This window comes from Nocardia sp. NPDC005978 (genome assembly GCF_040614455.1).
In the GTDB taxonomy this organism is placed as follows: domain Bacteria; phylum Actinomycetota; class Actinomycetes; order Mycobacteriales; family Mycobacteriaceae; genus Nocardia.
This window is the reverse complement of the sequence record NZ_JBEXUS010000027.1, coordinates 1-18,239: the sequence shown is the minus strand read 5'-3', so window position 1 is coordinate 18,239 and position 18,239 is coordinate 1. Positions and strand designations below refer to the sequence as shown.

Annotated in this window: 16 protein-coding genes; 10 read left to right on the top strand and 6 right to left on the bottom strand. The window is 65.6% G+C overall.

The annotated features are described in order from the left end of the window. Positions 1-13 precede the first annotated feature (13 nt). The 3 genes from ABZ319_RS14960 (at position 14) to ABZ319_RS14950 (ending at position 2,888) form a co-directional block, all read left to right on the top strand. Complete coding sequence (locus ABZ319_RS14960) at positions 14-469, top strand: (2Fe-2S)-binding protein (protein WP_354986954.1); 456 nt, start codon at positions 14-16, stop codon at positions 467-469. A 241-nt stretch (positions 470-710) separates the two neighbouring features. After that, complete coding sequence (locus ABZ319_RS14955) at positions 711-1,256, top strand: RNA polymerase sigma factor (RefSeq protein WP_354986953.1); 546 nt, start codon at positions 711-713, stop codon at positions 1,254-1,256. A gap of 492 nt (positions 1,257-1,748) precedes the next feature. Further along, a complete protein-coding gene (locus ABZ319_RS14950; RefSeq protein ID WP_354986952.1) occupies positions 1,749-2,888 on the top strand; it encodes a transcriptional regulator in 1,140 nt (379 codons plus the stop codon). Positions 2,889-2,964: 76 nt separating this feature from the next. Here the strand turns inward: ABZ319_RS14950 and ABZ319_RS14945 are convergent, their stop codons facing one another. After that, the gene (locus ABZ319_RS14945; protein ID WP_354986951.1) at positions 2,965-3,924 is read right to left on the bottom strand and encodes a hypothetical protein; all 960 of its coding nucleotides are present in this window, start codon (positions 3,922-3,924) and stop codon (positions 2,965-2,967) included. A gap of 149 nt (positions 3,925-4,073) precedes the next feature. Beyond that, positions 4,074-5,549 (bottom strand): DHA2 family efflux MFS transporter permease subunit, encoded by a 1,476-nt coding sequence (locus ABZ319_RS14940; protein WP_354986950.1) that lies wholly within the window; start codon positions 5,547-5,549, stop codon positions 4,074-4,076. Between the two features lie 395 nt (positions 5,550-5,944). Between ABZ319_RS14940 and ABZ319_RS14935 the strand changes: the two genes are divergently transcribed. From ABZ319_RS14935 to ABZ319_RS14910, 6 genes are read left to right on the top strand one after another with little or no spacing between them, the layout of a single operon-like run. After that, positions 5,945-7,633, top strand: a complete 1,689-nt coding sequence (locus ABZ319_RS14935; protein ID WP_354986949.1) for an acyl-CoA dehydrogenase — start codon at positions 5,945-5,947, stop codon at positions 7,631-7,633. 2 nt (positions 7,634-7,635) lie between these two features. After that, a complete protein-coding gene (locus ABZ319_RS14930; protein WP_354986948.1) occupies positions 7,636-8,781 on the top strand; it encodes an FAD-dependent monooxygenase in 1,146 nt (381 codons plus the stop codon). Next, the gene (locus ABZ319_RS14925; RefSeq protein ID WP_354986947.1) at positions 8,778-9,620 is read left to right on the top strand and encodes a thioesterase family protein; all 843 of its coding nucleotides are present in this window, start codon (positions 8,778-8,780) and stop codon (positions 9,618-9,620) included. The genes ABZ319_RS14930 and ABZ319_RS14925 overlap by 4 nt, the downstream gene beginning before the upstream one ends. A gap of 43 nt (positions 9,621-9,663) precedes the next feature. After that, the gene (locus tag ABZ319_RS14920) at positions 9,664-10,920 is read left to right on the top strand and encodes a cytochrome P450 (protein WP_354986946.1); all 1,257 of its coding nucleotides are present in this window, start codon (positions 9,664-9,666) and stop codon (positions 10,918-10,920) included. Beyond that, positions 10,917-12,206, top strand: a complete 1,290-nt coding sequence (locus tag ABZ319_RS14915; protein ID WP_354986945.1) for a hypothetical protein — start codon at positions 10,917-10,919, stop codon at positions 12,204-12,206. The genes ABZ319_RS14920 and ABZ319_RS14915 overlap by 4 nt, the downstream gene beginning before the upstream one ends. Beyond that, complete coding sequence (locus ABZ319_RS14910; RefSeq protein WP_354986944.1) at positions 12,203-13,864, top strand: GH3 auxin-responsive promoter family protein; 1,662 nt, start codon at positions 12,203-12,205, stop codon at positions 13,862-13,864. Before ABZ319_RS14915 ends, ABZ319_RS14910 begins: the two co-directional genes overlap by 4 nt. Here ABZ319_RS14910 and ABZ319_RS14905 read toward each other — a convergent pair. The 4 genes from ABZ319_RS14905 to ABZ319_RS14890 all read right to left on the bottom strand — a co-directional run bounded on the left by ABZ319_RS14905 (position 13,848) and on the right by ABZ319_RS14890 (position 17,733). After that, the gene (locus tag ABZ319_RS14905) at positions 13,848-14,258 is read right to left on the bottom strand and encodes a VOC family protein (RefSeq protein ID WP_354986943.1); all 411 of its coding nucleotides are present in this window, start codon (positions 14,256-14,258) and stop codon (positions 13,848-13,850) included. The genes ABZ319_RS14910 and ABZ319_RS14905 overlap by 17 nt on opposite strands. 29 nt (positions 14,259-14,287) lie before the next feature. Beyond that, positions 14,288-14,707, bottom strand: a complete 420-nt coding sequence (locus tag ABZ319_RS14900; RefSeq protein WP_354986942.1) for a helix-turn-helix transcriptional regulator — start codon at positions 14,705-14,707, stop codon at positions 14,288-14,290. Between the two features lie 37 nt (positions 14,708-14,744). Then, complete coding sequence (locus ABZ319_RS14895) at positions 14,745-17,153, bottom strand: excinuclease ABC subunit UvrA (protein ID WP_354986941.1); 2,409 nt, start codon at positions 17,151-17,153, stop codon at positions 14,745-14,747. Positions 17,154-17,328: 175 nt separating this feature from the next. Continuing rightward, positions 17,329-17,733 (bottom strand): PaaI family thioesterase, encoded by a 405-nt coding sequence (locus ABZ319_RS14890; RefSeq protein WP_354986940.1) that lies wholly within the window; start codon positions 17,731-17,733, stop codon positions 17,329-17,331. A gap of 125 nt (positions 17,734-17,858) precedes the next feature. On the opposite strand from ABZ319_RS14890, the gene ABZ319_RS14885 reads away from it, so the two are divergent. Further along, positions 17,859-18,239, top strand: a 381-nt coding sequence (locus ABZ319_RS14885; RefSeq protein WP_354986939.1) for a helix-turn-helix domain-containing protein, incomplete at its 3' end; no start/stop codon positions are given.

Here is an 18,239-nt window from a genome sequence, read left to right as displayed (position 1 = left end):
CGGAGGCTCGCACATGCCCGAGTACACGTTCGTCGTGAACGGAGAATCCGTCACCGTCACCGCACCCGCGGACCTGGCCCTGCTCTGGGTGCTCCGCGACAAGCTCGGCATCACCGGCCCGAAGTTCGGCTGCGGCATCCAGGTCTGCCACGCCTGCACCTCCCACCTGGACGGCAAAGCCATCCAGCCGTGCGTCACCCCCGTCCGCGAGGTCGCGGGCAAGACCGTCACCACCATCGAGGGCCTGGCCGACGGCGACACCCTGCACCCGGTCCAGCGGGCCTGGATCGAGCAGGACGTACCCCAGTGCGGCTACTGCCAGCCCGGCCAGATCATGGCCGTCGCGGCACTTCTGGCCGGCGGCGAACCGCTCACCGACGAGGACATCGACCGGATCGAGAACGTTTGCCGGTGTGGGACGTACTTCCGCATCCGGACGGCGATCAAACGGGCCGCCGCACTGAGCTAGCGGCCGAGGAGTCGGCGTCGAGGGGCTGCGGGCGATGTCCGCCGCCCGGCCTGCCTCGGATCCGAACCACCCCCGATGCGGCCGAATCCTTTTCGCCGCGGATCCCTCTTATGAATGCCCGGACATCGAGGCCCGGGCACGGACGAGAGGGATCTGATGACCGTCATTATTGTTGCCGGGGTGGTCGCGGCGGTTGCGGTGTGCAGCTGCGTCGTGGTGCTGCGGAAGCGGAGGGGGTCTCGTGGGTAGCGCGTGGCCGGCGGCGGAGATCGTTGTTGCCGCGCAGGGTGGGGACGAGGCGGCTGTGGCGGCCTTGGTTTCCGGTGCGCACCCGCATGTCCGGCGGTTCGCGTTCGCGTTGTGCGCCACGAGCCAGGACGCCGAGGACGCGGCGCAGGACGCCATGATCGTGCTGTTTCGCAAGATCGGGACCTTGCGGGCCACTGCCGCTCTGGCCTCCTGGATGTTTCGGATCGTGCGCAACGAATGTCTGCGGCGGGTGCGTGAGATGGCAAGCGGGAGTGAGCAGTTCGTCGACATGCCGACCTCGTCGGCGGAGGATGACGTGCTGGTCCGGCTCGAGGTCGAGCGGGTGGCCGCGGCCATCTCGGCCCTGCCCGCCGATCAGCGGCGGGTGCTGATAATGCGGGACGTGCAGGGGCTGCCGGGGAGTTTCGTGGCCCGGGCCACGGGGCTGAGCACGGCGGCGATGAAATCGCGACTGCACCGGGCGCGGGCGGCGGTGCGCTCGCAACTGCGGGTCCCGGCGGACGGGAATCTGGAGTGAACCGCCCCGGTGAGCGATCGTTCGCCAGCACTTCGGTACCCGCACATCTTGTTCGGGGAATCCTGGGCTTCGGTTCGCTGGCCGCATCTCTGGTATTGCTGCCGGTGACAGGCGTTTTCGCCCTGATGCTACTACCGATCGGTGTGCTGGCCCTGCGCGGTTGCCCCGCGTGCTGGGTGATCGGACTCGTGCAGACGATCTCACGCGGCCGCCTGAGGAGATCCTGTACGCGGGACTCGTGTCAGCTGACCGTGCGACGCGATGCCGGACCGGGAACTACGGACCCGAGATAGCTGTCGACGGTGAGCGTGGGTGGTGCCGGTCGTCACATCGCGTGCGAATTCGGTCGGCACCGCTCATGAAATGCCTTGTCCGATAGTATATTCGCGCCGAATTCATACTCGCTGAGGTGCTCCGCGTACAGGTTGCCGGTGCAGCTACTCGTCAGTAGAGTTGGGTTCGTCGCGGAGCCGGGCTCCGCGAGAGCCCCGGATGGTGAGTGACTCCCGTCCGGATGCAGATGCCCGGTCGGGGCCGACGGCGGGGACCGAAACTCGGCTGCCGCAAGTTCGTTCGCTTCGTCGACCGGGGACGAGTAGCGCTCTGTTCCAGAGGGGCTGGAACGCATTGGGGAGGAAAACCGTGAGTGTCAACGAAATCGGGGATTTGTTGTCCGAGCACACTGATCGAGCGGGTCGGTTCAGTGCGGTGCTCGAGCTGCCGCTGGCCGGTCTTCGGGCCGCCGATTCGCCACGAACCGGTCGGACCAACGATGGATACGTGCGGATGCTGGCCGCCTCGACCGAGCCCTTTCCGCCGATCGTGGTGCATCGCGAATCCATGTGTGTAATCGACGGAAATCAGCGGGTGGAGGCAACTCGGCTGCGTGGTGAGAACTCGATCACCGCGGTGTTGTTCGACGGTGACGAGAAGCTCGCCTTCGTGCTCGCGGTCCGCCTCAATGTCACCCACGGTCTGCCCCTGACGATTGCCGAACGCAAGGCCGCCGCGTTCCGTCTGCTCCGCGAACATCCGGATCACTCGGACCGATCCATTGCGGCCGTCTCCGGCATCTCGGATAAAACCGTCGCCGCGATACGTCGGAGCAGCGGCATCGGGGAGTTGCCCGACGTGGTCCGGATCGGGCGTCAGGGTGCCGCTCATCGGACGCTCAACGCGCCCGGCCGGCAACGCGCCGCCCAATTGCTCACCGAGAATCCGCACGCGCCGCTGAAAGAGGTAGCGACAGCCGCCGGGATTTCTCTTACCACAGCGAAGGATGTGCGCAGCCGACTGCGCCGGGGGGAGGCTCCCGTCCCCGCGGGACGAGTGTCGAAGCGAGGAAGCGCCGGTGATTCGAGCGTTCCGGACACCGTCGATTGCGAAGCGGTGATGCAGCGCCTCAGCCACGACCCCGCCCTGAGGTTCAGTGAATCCGGGCGGAATCTGCTGCGCTGGCTGGCTTTATCGCGGGTGGATCAGGCCACCGTGGACCAGATCGTGGCCGGTCTGCCCGGACACTGCCGCACGACGATCGCCGAACTCGCACGTCAGCGCTCCGATGACTGGCGACGCTTCGCGGTGCTGCTGGCAGAGTCCACCGCGGCGCCGCGCTGTCTCGAACTCGCCTGACCGGCTGAGTGTTCGGCCGCGGTGCTGCGGAGAGCCCTTCGGCTGCGGGGAGCCGGGACATTCGTGTGTCCCGTGCTCACCCCGTCGCCGAAGAACCGGCACCCTCGTGTTGGTGCAGCAGGACGATCGCCACCGGATCACCGTGCCGCGGCCGCGCGGATCGCAAGGGGAAGATCGACGCGGTGAATGGCTGCCCGTCGATTCGGATCGCCTGCTCCGACCCCTCGGGGTCCTCCGGATCGGCCAGGCTCTCCAGATCGATCTGGGCCATGATCTGGGCGGTACGATCCTCGCCGAGCGGGGCCAATCGTCCCACCGAGGTGAGCGGAATGCGAAAGCGAGCTTCCACCAGCAGTAGGGTCGCCCGGCTGTAGTGGATCAGCGCGGCGATGTTCGCTTCGATCTCCCGGGACACCAGCTGGAGCGTCAGTCCGTACAACGTTCGCCGACTGTCCGCCGATACGCGCAGGCGGCAGGTGCTCCACAGGTGAACCCACTGCGTGTCGTGCGGACGCAGACTCCAATCCATTTCGATCAGCAGTCCGTCCTCGCCCGTCAGCGCGTCGTAGTAGAGACCAACCACCGACCAGGTGTCCTCTGGATTGAGCCAGGTCAGCAGCGATTGGATCGATCGCTCTTCGCCCGGCCGCCGGCCGTCCCCGACCAGCGATGGGTCGTCGCCGCTGGTGCGCGAAGTCATGGTGGCGAGATCGAGGACCCACGCGTTGTAGACCGGACGCGGCGTCGGCGGAGTCGCCGAGACCCACATGATCAGGCCGACCCAAGTTCCGTCGGCAGCAGTCAGACGATGCACATCGACGAACAGCCCGTTGGTTGCGGGAATCTCCGTGCCGTGCAACTCGGCCTCGGCAACGGCCCGGAAGATCAGCTCGCCGTTGCGATCGAAGCCGAGCTTGTTCGCGCAGCGGCGCAATGGCCTTGCGACGCGATTGCCGAAGGCCGAATGCACGAACATGTCGCCGGTCAGACGGGTGCCGATGACATCGATTGTAATCCAGCCTGCCGGTAGAGCCATGGGGCTCAGCCTAGTGGAAGTTGCGACTCGACTTGCTGGACAGGGGTCCAATACTGTTGCAGGGCAAGGCATTCGAGTCGAGTTGCTTCAGGACGAAACATTTCCGGCTGGAAAACACTGTGCTGAATCGGCCATGGCATGCGGTCGAATCAAGCTGTGAGCGAATACTTTTCGGTCGGTGGTGTTGGGTGTGCTGACTGACCATGCCCCCGCAGCAGGATGGATGCCGTCAGGCCGATCAGCAAGATTCCGGCCGGCAGGTACATCGATTCCGAAAGCGCCGTGCTGAGCTTGTCCAGCAACGCTTCGGGCACAACCGCATCGCCTCCCGCGCCTTCGCCCCTCACGCGGTCGGTCGGCAGTTGCTGAGCCGCTACTCGAGCTGTCAGCAAGGCGCCCACGGTGGCCGAACCCAATGCGGAGGCCAGCTGGCGAGTCGTATTGAAGACGCCGGAACCGGCACCTGCCGACTGCAGGGGAAGATCTCGGGTTGCGGTGGTCGCCAGCGGACCCCAGATGCAGGCATTGGCTATCCCGGCGATGCCGCCGACCAGTAGGAACGCGGCAATCGAGGTGTCGGGCCGCATGAGCGTCGCGAAGGTGAAGACGCTGCCGGCGAACACCGCGAAACCGACGGTGGGCAGTACCCGAGGAGCCAATCTGTCCGACAGCTTGCCGGTGATCGGAGAAAGAACCCCCGTAAGGATCGCCATGGGAGCCAATACCAGTGCCGAGTGAGTCGGCGACATGCCCTGAACCTGCTGGAGATAGAAGTAGAACGGTACGAAAATCGCTGTGACGGCGGCCATCATGGCTCCGATCGCCAGGTTCGCCATCGCGAAGTTGCGGTTCGCGAACAGGCTCATCGGCACCAGTGGTTCCCCGGAATCGCGGGACTGAACGATGACGAACAGCGCCATCAACACCGCACCCCCGGCGATCAGCGCCCAGATGACACCGTCCCAGTCGCGGGCATTCCCCTCCTGAATTCCGAACACCAGCAGGAACATTCCGCCGGCCGACAGCGCGACGCCGACCGGATCGAACCGGTGCTCATGGGTTTCCAGTGTCGGCACCAGCCACACCGCCAGCGCGAACGCGACCACACCGATCGGCACATTGATGTAGAAGATCCACTCCCATCCCCGAGAGTCGACCAGGAAACCACCCAGAATCGGGCCGACCAGTGTCGCCAGGCCGGCTACGCCGCCCCACAGGCCCATCGCGGCGCCACGCTTGTCGGCGGGAAAGGCGCGGGTGATGACGGTCATGGTCTGGGGCGTCATGAGCGCCGCGCCCAGACCCTGCACCGCGCGCGCCGCGATCAGTATCTCGATGGTGGTGGCCACCGCGCACCACAGTGAGGCGGCGGTGAAGACAGCCAGACCGACCAGATAGATGTTCTTGGGGCCGAAGCGATCTCCCAGTCGGCCGGTGATCAGCAGTGGTACCGCGTAGGTGAGCAGATAGGCACTGGTCACCCAGACCACCTCGTTGATGTCGGCGTCCAGGTCACCCATGATCGCCGGGTTTGCCACTGCGACAACGGTCATGTCCAGCAGGATCATGAAGGATCCGACTACCAGCGCGTACAGCGCGGGCCATGGATTGCGTTGGTTCGACATGGATTACGAGTTCCGTCCTGTGCTCGGCCGACCTGGTGTGGGCCACTCGTGCTCGGAACGCTAATCACTTCGTCCTCGAGTCGGTATCGACCGAGGCGTCCCACGACCCGTCTGCCGCGGCTGGGCATCGGGCAGTGCAGACGGGCCAACTATGTGTTTCGAATAAGTCGCACCAGTGTTTCGAGTCGCGTGCAATACCCGATTTCTATGGTCTGTGCTCCAGTGCCCCGGAGAAGTGGTCGAGTGCGGAATTCCGCGCGCGACCGACGGCCGAATCCGACGATTCGCCACGGCTCGAGCACGGGCCGGTCGGGGATGATTGTCCCCCTGGCTTGCGTGAGTCAGGCTCCGAGTCATAGGTTTTCTTCATCAGCCTCGGTTCAGGAGAATTGATTATGGATACCATCGATCGGGCGCCGGTGTTGACTCATGGCTCGGCGGGCCTGCATACCGGCAAAAATTCCGCCGTTCAAGTGGAGATTTCGAAGTGGTTTGCCGATAAAGGTGCCGAATCCTTGGCGGCTGAAGATGTTTCCCGTGAGTTTCCGAGTGACTATCAGGCATTTCTGCGGAGTCGATCGATCCTGTCCCGGACGCTGTGCCCGGAATGGATCGGCGGATCGGGCGCAGAATGGACTCCTCGGACTATTTTCGGAGCCAGCGAGACTCTCGCGTTCGGAAGCTTTACCCACTGGTTGATGTGGCATGTCACCTCGCTCTCGGTGCTGCCGGTGTGGATGTCCGGCTCATCGGAATTGCAGGCGTTCTATGCGGCAGCGCTGAGAGACGGTCAGCTCGGGTCGTTCGGGATGTCCGAGAAGGGCGCCGGCGCGGACTGGCGGAAGACCGCGACGACACTGACCAGGTCCGAACGCGGGCCGGTCCTCGACGGCGCGAAGCACTACGTGGGAAATGCGCAGGTGTCGCCGATCATCACGACCTTCGCGGCCGACGGCCCGGCTTTTTCCTTCGTGCGTGTCGCGCATACGAGTCCGGGATTCCGGCTCGTCCGGAATGCCGTGCCCGAACAGATGTTTGTCGCCGAGTTCGAGCTCGACAACTGTGCGGTCCGCGAAGCCGATATCATAGTCTCCGGCGGGGACGCCTTCTTCGATGCCGTCAATACGATCAACATCGGCAAGGTGAACCTTGCGACCGCGGCGATCGGGCTGGCCGGACGTGCGTTGCTCGAGACGTACAGGCACACCAATGGTAGATCGATCTTCGGCGTTCGGACGAGCGACTTCGGGCAAAACAAAGAGATACTGAGCGAGGCCACGCTGTGGATCATCGCGATGAGGTCATTTCTGGCGCAGTGTGCGGAGCGCATGGAAAATGCTGCGGCGAGTGATCGCTCTTTCATCGTCTTCAATAGCGTGGCCAAGGTATTCGTAACTGAAATGTCCGAATCGGTGATAAGATCGCTCACCGATGTAGCTTCGGCTTATTCATTCGAAAGTGATTCACCGCTCAACGCGATACGCAAATTCTGCGCTTACCTGCCACGGTTGGAAGGCACGAAATACGTCAATCTGATGCAAATGATCAAGTCCGCGAAGGCCTTCGTGGACTCCCGTGGTCGGTCGGAGGGGATGGACTCGGGGGCGGTCGGAGCGAAGTATTTGCTGTCCCATCGTGGCCTGGGGGGACTCGACGCCATCGATCTCGGTGACTGGCGGTCGGGCCTGGACGCGGTGGCCGGCCTGCCCAACGGCGCGGCATTCCGGGAGTTCTGCCTCGGCTTCGCGGACTGGATCGTGAGCGGTGCCGCACCACGGGGCGAACGGGCAATCGAAGCGATCGGTGAGCTGTACTGCGTCGTCGTCTTCGGCTCCGAGATCGCCAAGGTCGTCAGCGAATCCGAGTCGGCCCCGCTGTGGGATGCGACGTACGGGCTGGTATGTGGTGAAGCACTGCGACTCCTGCTTCGGCACCGCACGGTGCTCGACGAGCTCGGTTTCCCGGCCAGGCAGCTGGCGGCCGCGCTCGGCGAGTCGCGAGTTCGATACCCGTACAACGACATCGAGGACATACTCGCCGCAGCGGTAGCGGACAACGCCCTTGTCGCACGGCGGGCGTGGTAGCCATGCGCATCGGAGTACTGGGGGCCGGAATCGCCGGCCTGGTCTTCGCCAAGGGATTGGAGAGCAGCGGCCACAAGATCTGTCTCTACGACGCCGCCACTCGATTGCGGCCGATCGGGGCGGGGGTGACCCTGGGCCCGAGATCACTCGGCCTGCTGGACGCATTCGGTGTGGAAGGCCGTATCCGGGAGATCGGATGCGCCATCGGATCGGCGATCGTCACCGATCAGCATGACACCGTGCTCTACGAGGGTGAGTGGCCTCAGCCTCGAATGGGGGCGCTGGGTGGCGTCTCGATTCTGCGGGCCGACCTGCAGGACGTGCTGGTCCGATCCATCGAGAACCTCAACCCGCGGCTCGGAAAGAAGGCCCTCGATTGTGAGGTGTTCGATGACTGCGCCGTGGTGGGTTTCGGTGACGGTTCGCGTGAATCGTTCGACCTCGTGGTCTCGGCCGACGGCATCAACTCGATGACAGCCTCGACCATCAACCCGAGCCAGTACGGAATGGATCACGGCACGATGGCCTATCGCGCGTTGATCCCGCTCGCGCGGGTGATCGACGAGCTCGGCGCGGAACCGGTGGTTCGCCTGTGGGTTGGTGAACGGAAGAACTTCCTTTGCTACCCCGTACAGGGCGGAAACACCGTCTACGCCACCGCGTACGTCGAGAAAGCCGAACTCGATGCGACTTCTCCCGCCCAGGTGCGGGCCCGGATTGCCGCGGAGTTCGAAGGATGGGCTCGGCCGGTGGCGGCGATGATCGGGGCAATGGACGAGATATCGTTGCGGCCCATCACTTTTCGATCTCCGCCGGAGCGTTTGTATCGGAAGCGGATTGTCGGGATCGGCGATGCTGTCCACGCGATCTGCTCCCACAGCGCGCAGGGTGCCAACCTCGCGGTGGAAAGCGCCGTCCATCTGGCACGGGCGTTGTCGGGGGTCGATGGGGAAACGGTGGGGACGGCGCTGCGGGAATACGAAGCGACTCATCTCGATCGAGTTCGATACCTCCACGAGTACGCGCTCGGCGTCGCGGACCACTATCACGACCCGTTCGGTTCCGACATCGCTTCGAAGGTCGGCGCGTTGCGGGCGCGGATTAGTTCGAGTCAGCTGACCCGCACGCGCGAGGCGAGCGGTGTATGAACGAGAACTTCTACTACGGTCAGCGTTCGGCCGAGGAATTCGAGTCGAGCACACTGACCTCCGGGCCGTGGTCGCCGGATTTCCAGCACGGCGGGCCGCCTTTCGGCCTGGCCTATCGGGTGGCTCAGGACAACGCACCGGGACTCATCCCTACCGGTGGCCGTTTCGACATACTCGCGCCCATCAAGGTTGGCGATCTGCTCGTTCGGGCGGAGGTGCTCCATGAAACGCGTTCGACCAAGCAATGCTCGGTATCCCTGACGCAGGGCGGCCGGACAGTCGCGACCGCGACGTTCTGGTTCGTTCGACCGGTGCCGGACGCGCTGCTTCCTACACCCACCATGCTCCCGCAGGACCTGATCAGCCTGGACCTGCGCGAGCCGGCGGGACACCCGATCCATCTCGGATTCGACAGCCTGGGTACGCCCTTCTCCTGGCTCAACCACGGGAGCGGCTTCATGTCGTCGTGTCTGTGGAAGTTTCCCGAAGACATCCCGTTTCTGCGCGAAGGCGCGCACGTCGCGGCATGCAAGATGACGACCACGCTGGTCCGCGGATCCGCGCTGTCGGGTTTCGAGCGGATCTACACCCTTGCGGACGCGGTGTGGTCGATCGGACGCGGGTTCTCGCTGGAGGAGATGAGCGCGGTCAATGTGGACGTCACCGTGCACTGCGTGCGCCCGGTCGAATCCGAATGGGCGTACATCCGCGCCGCTACCACGCATGTCGCGGAAGGAGGTCTCTTCGCCTCCGGGGAGATCTTCGATCAGCACGGGCTGTGCGCGAAGGTCCATCAGGTGCTTGTGCCCGCTCCGCCACGGCTGGAGCGGGTGTCCTGACCGGATGCCGGTCGCGAGAAATCAACGAGAGAACAGAGATCGCATGTCGGAAACGCTGCCGGGCGTGATCGGTGAATCGCCCCAAACCATCGCTTTCACACCGGATTTCATCGCCGAGCCGTGGCCGGTGTACGACCGGCTCCGGGGACAGGGGCCGCTGCACCGGATCGTGCTGCCGAGCGGGCTGCCCGCGTGGCTCGTCCTCGACTACGACCTGAGCAGGCAGGTGCTCACCGATTCCCGATTCAGCAAGGACGTGACCGCCCGTGGTGAGATCATCGCTCGCCTCGGCGCGGGACATGTCAACGGCGCTTCGGCGGTTCCGAGCATGCTGCAGCTCGACCCGCCCGACCACACACGGTTACGCAAGCTCGTGAGCAAGGCATTCACCGCCGGTGCGAGCGCGCGGATGCGGCCCGGGATCCAAGCCATCGCCGATGATCTCGTTGCCGAGCTGGCGGACCGAGACGTGGTCGACCTGGTCGAGCATTACGCGTTGCCGTTGCCGCTCTCGGTCATTTCCGAGATGCTGGGCTTTCCCGTCGAGGACCGGGAACAGCTGGGTGCGTGGAGTCGTCAGCTCATGGAGTACTTCACCCCGGACCGAAGCGAAGCGGTGAGCCGCGCTGCGACCGAGTGCTGCGACTACATTCGCGGGCTGATCGCGGCCAAACGTTCGAAACCCGGACCCGGCGATCTGCTCGACGAGCTGATCGCGGTCTCCGCGGACGGAGATCGGCTCACCGAAGATGAACTGGTGCACACCGTATTCATTCTGATGATCGGTGGGCACGAGACGACGGTGAACCTGATCGCTACGGCCGCGGAGATGCTGATCCGAAACGACGAGCTCCGCGAGCGCGTTGTTGGTCACCCGGAACGGACTCCGCAACTGATCGAAGAGGCGCTCCGGTTCGATGGTCCCGCACACACCGCCACCATGCGGCACACCACGGAACCCGTTGTCCTGAACGGTATGGAGATCGGGGCGGGCGAATTCGTCATCGTCGGGCTCGCGGCGGCGAGTCGGGATCCGGCGAAGTTTCCGGATCCCGACCGCTTCGATCCCGATCGAAGCGGTTCGGCCCATCTGGCCTTCGGGCACGGGATCCACTACTGCGTGGGGGCGGCACTAGCACGGCTCGAAGGTGATATCGCCATCAACACGCTGTTCCAGCGGTTTCCGGATATGCGGCTCGCACCCGGCGAGGATCCGCCGTGGCGTTTCAGCTTCATGCGGGGGCGCTGTGCGTTGCCGGTAGTACTGCACGAGAACGAGATTCAAGGAAAGCGGCGATGACCGAGACGCTCTCGAACCACTCCTTCGCACGCCCTTTGTCGGCGTTCGAATCGTATTTCGCGGTGACCTCGGCCACGATCTGGATCACCGATCATGTGTCTGGTCCGCTCGACCTGGACACGCTGCAGCAGGCGTGGGATCTCCTACGCCGTGCGCATCCGGTGCTGACCGCGCGGCTGACCGTCGCCCCCGAAGACGAATCCGTCTCGGGTCTGCGCGGTCTCGCGATAGTCGTACCCGCGGAACCCGAACCCGCACCGATCGGGCAGATAGCGGAAGACGCACTGACGCTCGGCGCGGGCGAGCCGGTCGCGAAGTTGCGGGTCGCCGTTGACTCGGGCCGTGCCCGCGTCGCTCTCGCTTTTCACCACGCCATCACCGATGGACGACTGGTGCAGCACTGGCATCACGAACTGTGGTCCTACTACACCGATCTGGCGGCCGGCCGGAACCCGGAAGTTCAGTCGCATCCGGTCCCGCAGTCACCCGAAGCCCTGCTCGGGGAGCGTGGCATCGTCAAACAGGCACTCGGACAGAGTCGTCTCGCGCAGGCCATCCCCACGAATCTTCCGAGCGGCAGATCGGTGAATCCCATCCTGTGGCGACGAGTTCAGTTGGGGGTCGATGACACCGCCGCGCTACTCGCCTGTGCCAAGCGCCGCGGACAGACCGTCCACAGTCTCGTCGCGGGTGTGGTCGCGCTTCTCACCCGGCGCTTTCTGCCGGTTGATCACGACCGGGCGGTCGACATCAATGTCGTCTCGCCCGTGGACATTCGGACCAGGGTGGAGCCCCCGGTACCCGTCTGGGCGGGTACGAACATTCTCGGAATGGCCAATTCCGTTGTCGCGGTGCAGTCCGACTCGGATCCGATCGAGGTGGGCGCGGCGGTGACCGAACAATTGGTCGAGGACCTGGTGTCGGGTGTCATCCATCAATCCTTCCTGCACATGGCCGATACCGTCGACAAACCGCGCCCGCTGGTGCCGCGTACCCTCACCACGAATCTGGGTGTCATCGGGGACATTCCGCTACCGGCCGGACTCGAAATTCTCGAGGCGCGCAACGCTTTGCGATTCGACTGGGCCCCCGTCATCGCCCTGATGGAGGCCACCGGACAGACGGATCATCCTTTGCTACGGACCTCGGTGCATATCATCCACACCTACCGGGGCAACCTCAGTATCGACTTCTCCACGTATTTGACAGCGGAGCGAGCCGAAAGCTACTCGGGCGCGTTCGAGGCGCTGCTGCTCGGAATGGCGGCTCGGGGTCCGGCGCAATGACGACGGTGATTTCGCAACGCCGAGACGCGATCATCGCGCGAGCGGAGCGTGAGCGGGCGGCGCTGGTGTCGGTGCTGGATCGATCGCAGCAGGTGCAGCAGGCGCTGTTGGACGAAGTATTGCGGCGCAATGCCGACTCCGAATTCGGTCGCGCACATGGGTTTCGAGCGCTGCGGGGAGTGGACGACTACCGGTCCGCGGTTCCGGTGCGCGTTCACGAGGACTTCAAGCCATGGCTCGACCTGGCGATTGCCGGAAAGTCCGGCGTGCTGGCGGACGAGGATCCGTTCGCCTACTTCTCCAGCAGCGGCACAACGGGCGCCGAGAAGCGAATCCCGGTCACGAAGTCGTATCTGCGGGAGAGCTTCATCCCCTTCTACTTCGCTGGTTTGGCAACGGTTCTGCGCAGGTCTCCGGAGGCGCTGAACGATGACAATTCGGTGCTCAACCTGTGGCAGGACCCGTTCTCCCCGGTCGGGCGGACATCGGGCGGACAACCGCATCTCGGGCCGAGTCAGATCGACTATCGCGGCCTCGGCGAGGAGACCGCGACAGGGCTGGGGAACAATGCCGCCTGGAGCGAGTTGCCCGCCGCGTTCATCGACGACGATCCCCTGTACCGGACCTACCTGCGACTCCGTATCGCGGCAGAACACGACATCCGCTGCGTGTTCGCGATAAATCCGGCTATCGCACACGCTCTGCCCGAACAAATCGCGCGGTGGTGGCCGGATTTCGTGCGCGAGATTCGAGACGGAACATTGGGCGGTAAGCCCTACTGTGCACCTGATCCGGAGCGCGCGAACCGGATCGAAGCGATGGCGGCGTGGTTCGGCACCATCGGGCCGGCGCAGCTGTGGCCGAACCTGCGCAGCGTTGTCGTGTGGACCGGATACATCGGTGGTCTGTACCTACCCGGTCTGGCGCAGGACTTCGGACCGGGCGTCGAGATCGTCTCCGCCCCGCTGGGATCCTGCGAAGGTCCGCTCACCACGCCGATCGATCGCCATCCCTCGGCCGCGCCGCTGGTGACACCCTCGGCCTTCTACGAGTTCATTCCCGCGGATGCGCCACTGTCGGGGGACAGTGCGACGCTGCTCGCCCACGAGTTGGAAGTCGGCTGCGACTATCACGTCGTCCTCACCCGGCTGGGCGGGATGTATCGCTGCGCCACCCGCGACATCCTGCGCGTGAACGAGTTCGTGGGGAATACGCCGCGGCTCGAATACGGTGGGCGACAGGGTGAATCGGTGATCGACTCGGCACGGCTCCGCGAAGATCAGGTGATGCGCGCGGTCGGCAGGACGGCGTCGGCGACCGGCATGCGGATTCGGAACTTCTGCGTACGACCGGCAGTCGACGGCACCGCCGCCCGCTACGAAGTCGCGATGGCTTTCGGGTCCCGAGTCGACCACCACGACGTCGAGCGGTTCGAGCGGCTACTGGACCGCCATCTCGGTGCCGAATCCCCGTCCTACGAACAGGCTCGGCGGTCGGCAGGTATCGACACCGTGGAGGTTCATCCCGTGCAGGCCTCCGCCTTCCTCGATGATTGGCTGGATCGGGTGCGAGCGGGTCAGCGCCCGCCTCGCGTGAAGGACCGAATCTTCGACGCGACCTCACCGGTCTGGTCGATGGGGCTCAGGGCACCTCGCTGATCCGGATGTGATTCCCCGCCGGATCGCGGAACGCGCAGTCGCGGATACCGTACGGCTGGTCCGTCGGCTCCTGGATCACCTCGGCGTCGGCCGCCACCAGGCGCTCGAACAGGGCGTCCACGTCCTTGGTGGCCAGGACCACGGTCGCGTAGGTGCCTTTGGCCATCATCTCCGCGATCGTCCGGCGCTCGTCGTCGGTGATGCCCGGATCCGCGGCCGGGGGATGCAGGACGATCGCGGTCGAGGGCTGGCCGGGCGGGCCGACGGTCAGCCAGCGCAGGTCGCCGTATTTCACGTCATTGCGGACTTCGAAGCCGAGGGCGTCGCGGTAGAAACCGAGGGACGCTTCGGGATCCGTGTGGGGCAGGAAGCTCGAATGAATCGTGATATCCATGGCAATCACCGTATGTCCGGGAGCTGGGGTTACTTGTTTCTGATCGGGCGAGTCACCTTTTTCGTGACACACGACGGCATTTCCGGAGCCGCCGGGGCGTGCTGATCGCGATAGGCGCTGGGCGGGACGCCGACCAGCTCGGTGAAACGGGTGCTGAAGGTGCCCAGCGACGAACAGCCCACGGCGAAGCAGACTTCCGTCACGCTCTGCTCGCCGCGGCGCAGCAGGGCCATGGCGCGCTCGATGCGGCGCGTCATCAGGTAGCTGTAGACCGATTCGCCGTAGGCGGCCTTGAACTCACGGCTCAGGTGACCGGCGGAGATGTGCGCGTCGCGCGCCAGGGCCTCGACGTTGAGCGGCTGCGCGTACTCGCGGTCGATCCGGTCGCGAACCCGCCGCAGGCGGGTCAGCTCGCGCAGGCGCTGCTCCTCGGAGGATGTGCCGGTCACCTGCGCGAGCTTACCGTTCGTGCTGTGCCCGCCCGGGTCAGCGTTTGCGCGCGGCCTTCTTGGCGGGCGCCCCGACGTAGGCCGCGAGGTGCTCACCGGTCAGCGTCGACCGGGCCGCGACCAGGTCGGCGGGCGTGCCCTCGAAGACGACCTTGCCGCCGTCGTGGCCCGCGCCCGGGCCGAGGTCGATGATCCAGTCCGCGTGCGCCATCACCGCCTGGTGATGCTCGATCACGATCACCGATTTGCCGGCGTCGACCAGGCGGTCGAGCAGGCCGAGCAGGTTCTCCACATCGGCCAGGTGCAGGCCGGTGGTCGGCTCGTCGAGCACGTAGACCCCGCCCTTGTCACCCATGTGCGTGGCCAGCTTCAGGCGCTGACGCTCACCGCCGGACAGCGTCGTGAGCGGCTGCCCGATGGTCAGATAGCCCAGGCCGACGTCGGCGAGCCGGTCGAGGATGGCGTGCGCGGCCGGGAGCTTGGCCGGCCCGTCGCCGAAGAACTCCAGCGCCTCGCTCACCGGCATGGCGAGCACCTCGCTGATGTCGCGGCCGCCGAGCTTGTAGTCCAGCACCTCCGCCATGAAGCGCCTACCCTCGCACACCTCGCACGGTGTCTCCACACCCGCCATGATCGCCAGATCGGAGTAGATCACCCCCGCGCCGTTGCAATTGGGGCACGCGCCTTCGGAATTGGAGCTGAACAGCGCGGGCTTGACGTCGTTGGCCTTGGCGAACGCCTTGCGAATCGGTTCCAGCAGGCCGGTGTACGTCGCCGGATTGCTGCGTCGCGAACCCTTGATCGCGGTCTGGTCGACCGACACCACGTTCTCGCCCGCCGGAATGGAACCGTGTACCAGCGAGCTCTTGCCCGAACCGGCGACACCGGTGATCACCACCAGCACGCCCAGCGGGATGTCGACGTCGACGTTCTGCAGATTGTTGGCGTTGGCCTTGCGGATCTCCAACGCGCCCTTGGGTTTACGCTCGGACTCCTTCACCGCCGCCCGGTCGTCGAAATGCCGCCCGGTGATCGTGTCACTGCTGCGCAGCCCGTCCACGGTGCCCTCGAAACACACCGTGCCGCCGCCCTTGCCCGCGCCGGGGCCCAGATCCACGACGTGGTCCGCGATGACGATCGTCTCCGGCTTGTGCTCGACGACGAGCACCGTGTTTCCCTTGTCCCGCAGGCGGATCAGCAGCTCGTTCATGCGCTGGATGTCATGCGGGTGCAGGCCGACGGTGGGCTCGTCGAAGATGTAGGTGACATCGGTGAGCGCGGAGCCCAGATGCCGAATCATCTTGACGCGCTGGGCTTCACCGCCGGACAGCGTCCCCGAGGGCCGGTCCAGGGACAAATAGCCCAGGCCGATCTCCACGAACGAGTCCAGCGTCTTGGACAGCGCCTCCAGCAGCGGCGCGACGGACGGTTCCCGCAGTGCGCGAACCCATTCCGCCAGATCGCTGATCTGCATGGCGCAGGCGTCGGCGATGCTGATCTTCTTGATCTTCGACGAGCGCGCGCCCTCGGTGAGCCGGGTGCCGTGGCAGTCGGGGCACACGCTGAAGGCGACCGCGCGCTCCACGAACGCCCGGATGTGCGGCTGCAGCGCCTCTTTGTCCTTGGACAGGAACGACTTCTGAATCTTCGGGATCAGGCCCTCGTAGGTCAGATTGACCCCGTCGACCTTGACCTTGACCGGCTCCTTGTACAGGAAGTCGTTCATCTCGCGCTTGGTGAACTTGCGGATCGGCTTGTTCGGATCCACGAAGCCGGACTCGGCGTACACCCGCACGGTCCAGAAGCTGTCGGACTTCCAGCCGGGAATCGTGAACGCGCCCTCGGCAAGGGATTTGGTGTCGTCGTAGAGCTGGGTCAGATCGATGTCGGAGACCTTGCCGCGGCCCTCGCAGCGCGGGCACATGCCGCCGACGATGCTGAAGCTGCGGCGCTCACGCGTGGTGCGCCCGCCCTTCTCGATCGCGACCGCGCCCGCGCCGCTGATGGAGGCGACGTTGAACGAGAACGCCTGCGGGGAGCCGATATGCGGCTTGCCGAGGCGGCTGAACAGAATGCGCAGCATGGCGTTGGCGTCGGTGGCGGTGCCGACGGTGGAGCGCGGGTCCGCGCCCAGGCGCTGCTGGTCCACGATGATCGCGGTGGTGATGCCGTCCAGGACGTCGACCTCGGGACGGGCCAGGGTGGGCATGAAGCCCTGGACGAAGGTGCTGTAGGTCTCGTTGATCAGGCGCTGCGACTCCGCGGCGATGGTGCTGAACACCAGCGAGCTCTTACCCGAGCCGGACACGCCCGTGAACACTGTCAGGCGGCGCTTGGGGATCTCGATGCTGATGTCTTTCAGGTTGTTCACCCGCGCGCCGTGGACGCGAATCATGTCGTGGCTGTCGGCCAGGGGCAGCGCAGCCGTCTTCGTGGACCTGCTCATCGTCTCTCCATCCCTCTCGCGGGCCGCCTGCGCGGTCTCGTCGGAGTCGCCCGGCTCGATTCAACCACTCCGGAACCGGGCGCTTCGTCATCGACAACGGTAGGGGCGATGTACGGCGGATGCTTCTCGATTCCTGACCGGCTGAACGGGGCGGATCGGGAGAGACGATCGCGGGCTAGAGCACGGCCTGGGTCTGGGTGACCTTGGCGAGGAGCTTGCCCGCGTCGTCGTGGATCTCGGTCTCCACCACGATGAAACTGCGGCCCGCGTGCAGCGGCCGCGCGGAGGCCGTCGCATGGCCGGAGCGCAGGCCGCGCAGGAAATTGGTCTTGGATTCGACGGTGGTGGTGCCCTGCGCGCCCTCGGGCAGGTTCAAGAACGCGCACACCGCGGCGGTGGCATCGCCCAGGGACATGAGCGCGCCGCCGTGCAGTGCGCCGCCGAGCGTGCACAGGGAGGCGTCCCAGGCCAGGCGGGCGCGCACGAGTTTCGCGCCGTGTTCGAGGACCTCTATGCCCAGGCGCTCGCTGAAGGGCATGGTCGCGAAGAACTGGGCGCCGACGGGATCGATTTCACTCATGGCACCGAGCGTGCCGCACGCCGGGCCGCCGGTCGATTACTTCCGGGGTAATGGGCCGCGCTTCGGGCGCGGCCGCGCGGGGCCGGGGATAACACCGCAACGTCCGGTTCTGCGAGACTCGCCGGGTGCGGGTTGGTGTGCTGGGTCCGGTTCAGGTGTGGACCGATGAGGGATCGACGGTCGAGATCGGCGGGGCGCGGGTGCGCATGCTGCTGGCCAGGCTCGCGCTCGAAGCCGGGGGGACGGTGCCGGTGAGCGCGCTGATCGATGGACTGTGGGGGGAGGATCCGCCCGCCGAGGCGGCCGGTGCGCTACAGGCGCTGGTGTCGCGGTTGCGTAAGGCGCTGCGCGGGACGGGCGAGGTCGAGTTGGCGGCCGGCGGGTATCGGCTGCCCGGGGTGCGGGTCGACACGGTGGGGTTCGAGGAGCTGGTGCCTGCCCGGCGGGATTCCGGGCGCCCAGCGCACGACGAAAGAACTCGACCTGTTCGCCCCGGCGGCGCCGGA

Coding starts and splice junctions, on each gene's coding strand:
- ABZ319_RS14960 (WP_354986954.1), top strand. CDS start 14: ATGCCCGAGTACACGTTCGTCGTGAACGGAGAATCCGTCACCGTCACC.
- ABZ319_RS14950 (WP_354986952.1), top strand. CDS start 1,749: ATGGTGAGTGACTCCCGTCCGGATGCAGATGCCCGGTCGGGGCCGACG.
- ABZ319_RS14945 (WP_354986951.1), bottom strand. CDS start 3,924: ATGGCTCTACCGGCAGGCTGGATTACAATCGATGTCATCGGCACCCGT.
- ABZ319_RS14940 (WP_354986950.1), bottom strand. CDS start 5,549: ATGTCGAACCAACGCAATCCATGGCCCGCGCTGTACGCGCTGGTAGTC.
- ABZ319_RS14935 (WP_354986949.1), top strand. CDS start 5,945: ATGGATACCATCGATCGGGCGCCGGTGTTGACTCATGGCTCGGCGGGC.
- ABZ319_RS14930 (WP_354986948.1), top strand. CDS start 7,636: ATGCGCATCGGAGTACTGGGGGCCGGAATCGCCGGCCTGGTCTTCGCC.
- ABZ319_RS14925 (WP_354986947.1), top strand. CDS start 8,778: ATGAACGAGAACTTCTACTACGGTCAGCGTTCGGCCGAGGAATTCGAG.
- ABZ319_RS14920 (WP_354986946.1), top strand. CDS start 9,664: ATGTCGGAAACGCTGCCGGGCGTGATCGGTGAATCGCCCCAAACCATC.
- ABZ319_RS14915 (WP_354986945.1), top strand. CDS start 10,917: ATGACCGAGACGCTCTCGAACCACTCCTTCGCACGCCCTTTGTCGGCG.
- ABZ319_RS14910 (WP_354986944.1), top strand. CDS start 12,203: ATGACGACGGTGATTTCGCAACGCCGAGACGCGATCATCGCGCGAGCG.
- ABZ319_RS14905 (WP_354986943.1), bottom strand. CDS start 14,258: ATGGATATCACGATTCATTCGAGCTTCCTGCCCCACACGGATCCCGAA.
- ABZ319_RS14895 (WP_354986941.1), bottom strand. CDS start 17,153: ATGAGCAGGTCCACGAAGACGGCTGCGCTGCCCCTGGCCGACAGCCAC.
- ABZ319_RS14890 (WP_354986940.1), bottom strand. CDS start 17,733: ATGAGTGAAATCGATCCCGTCGGCGCCCAGTTCTTCGCGACCATGCCC.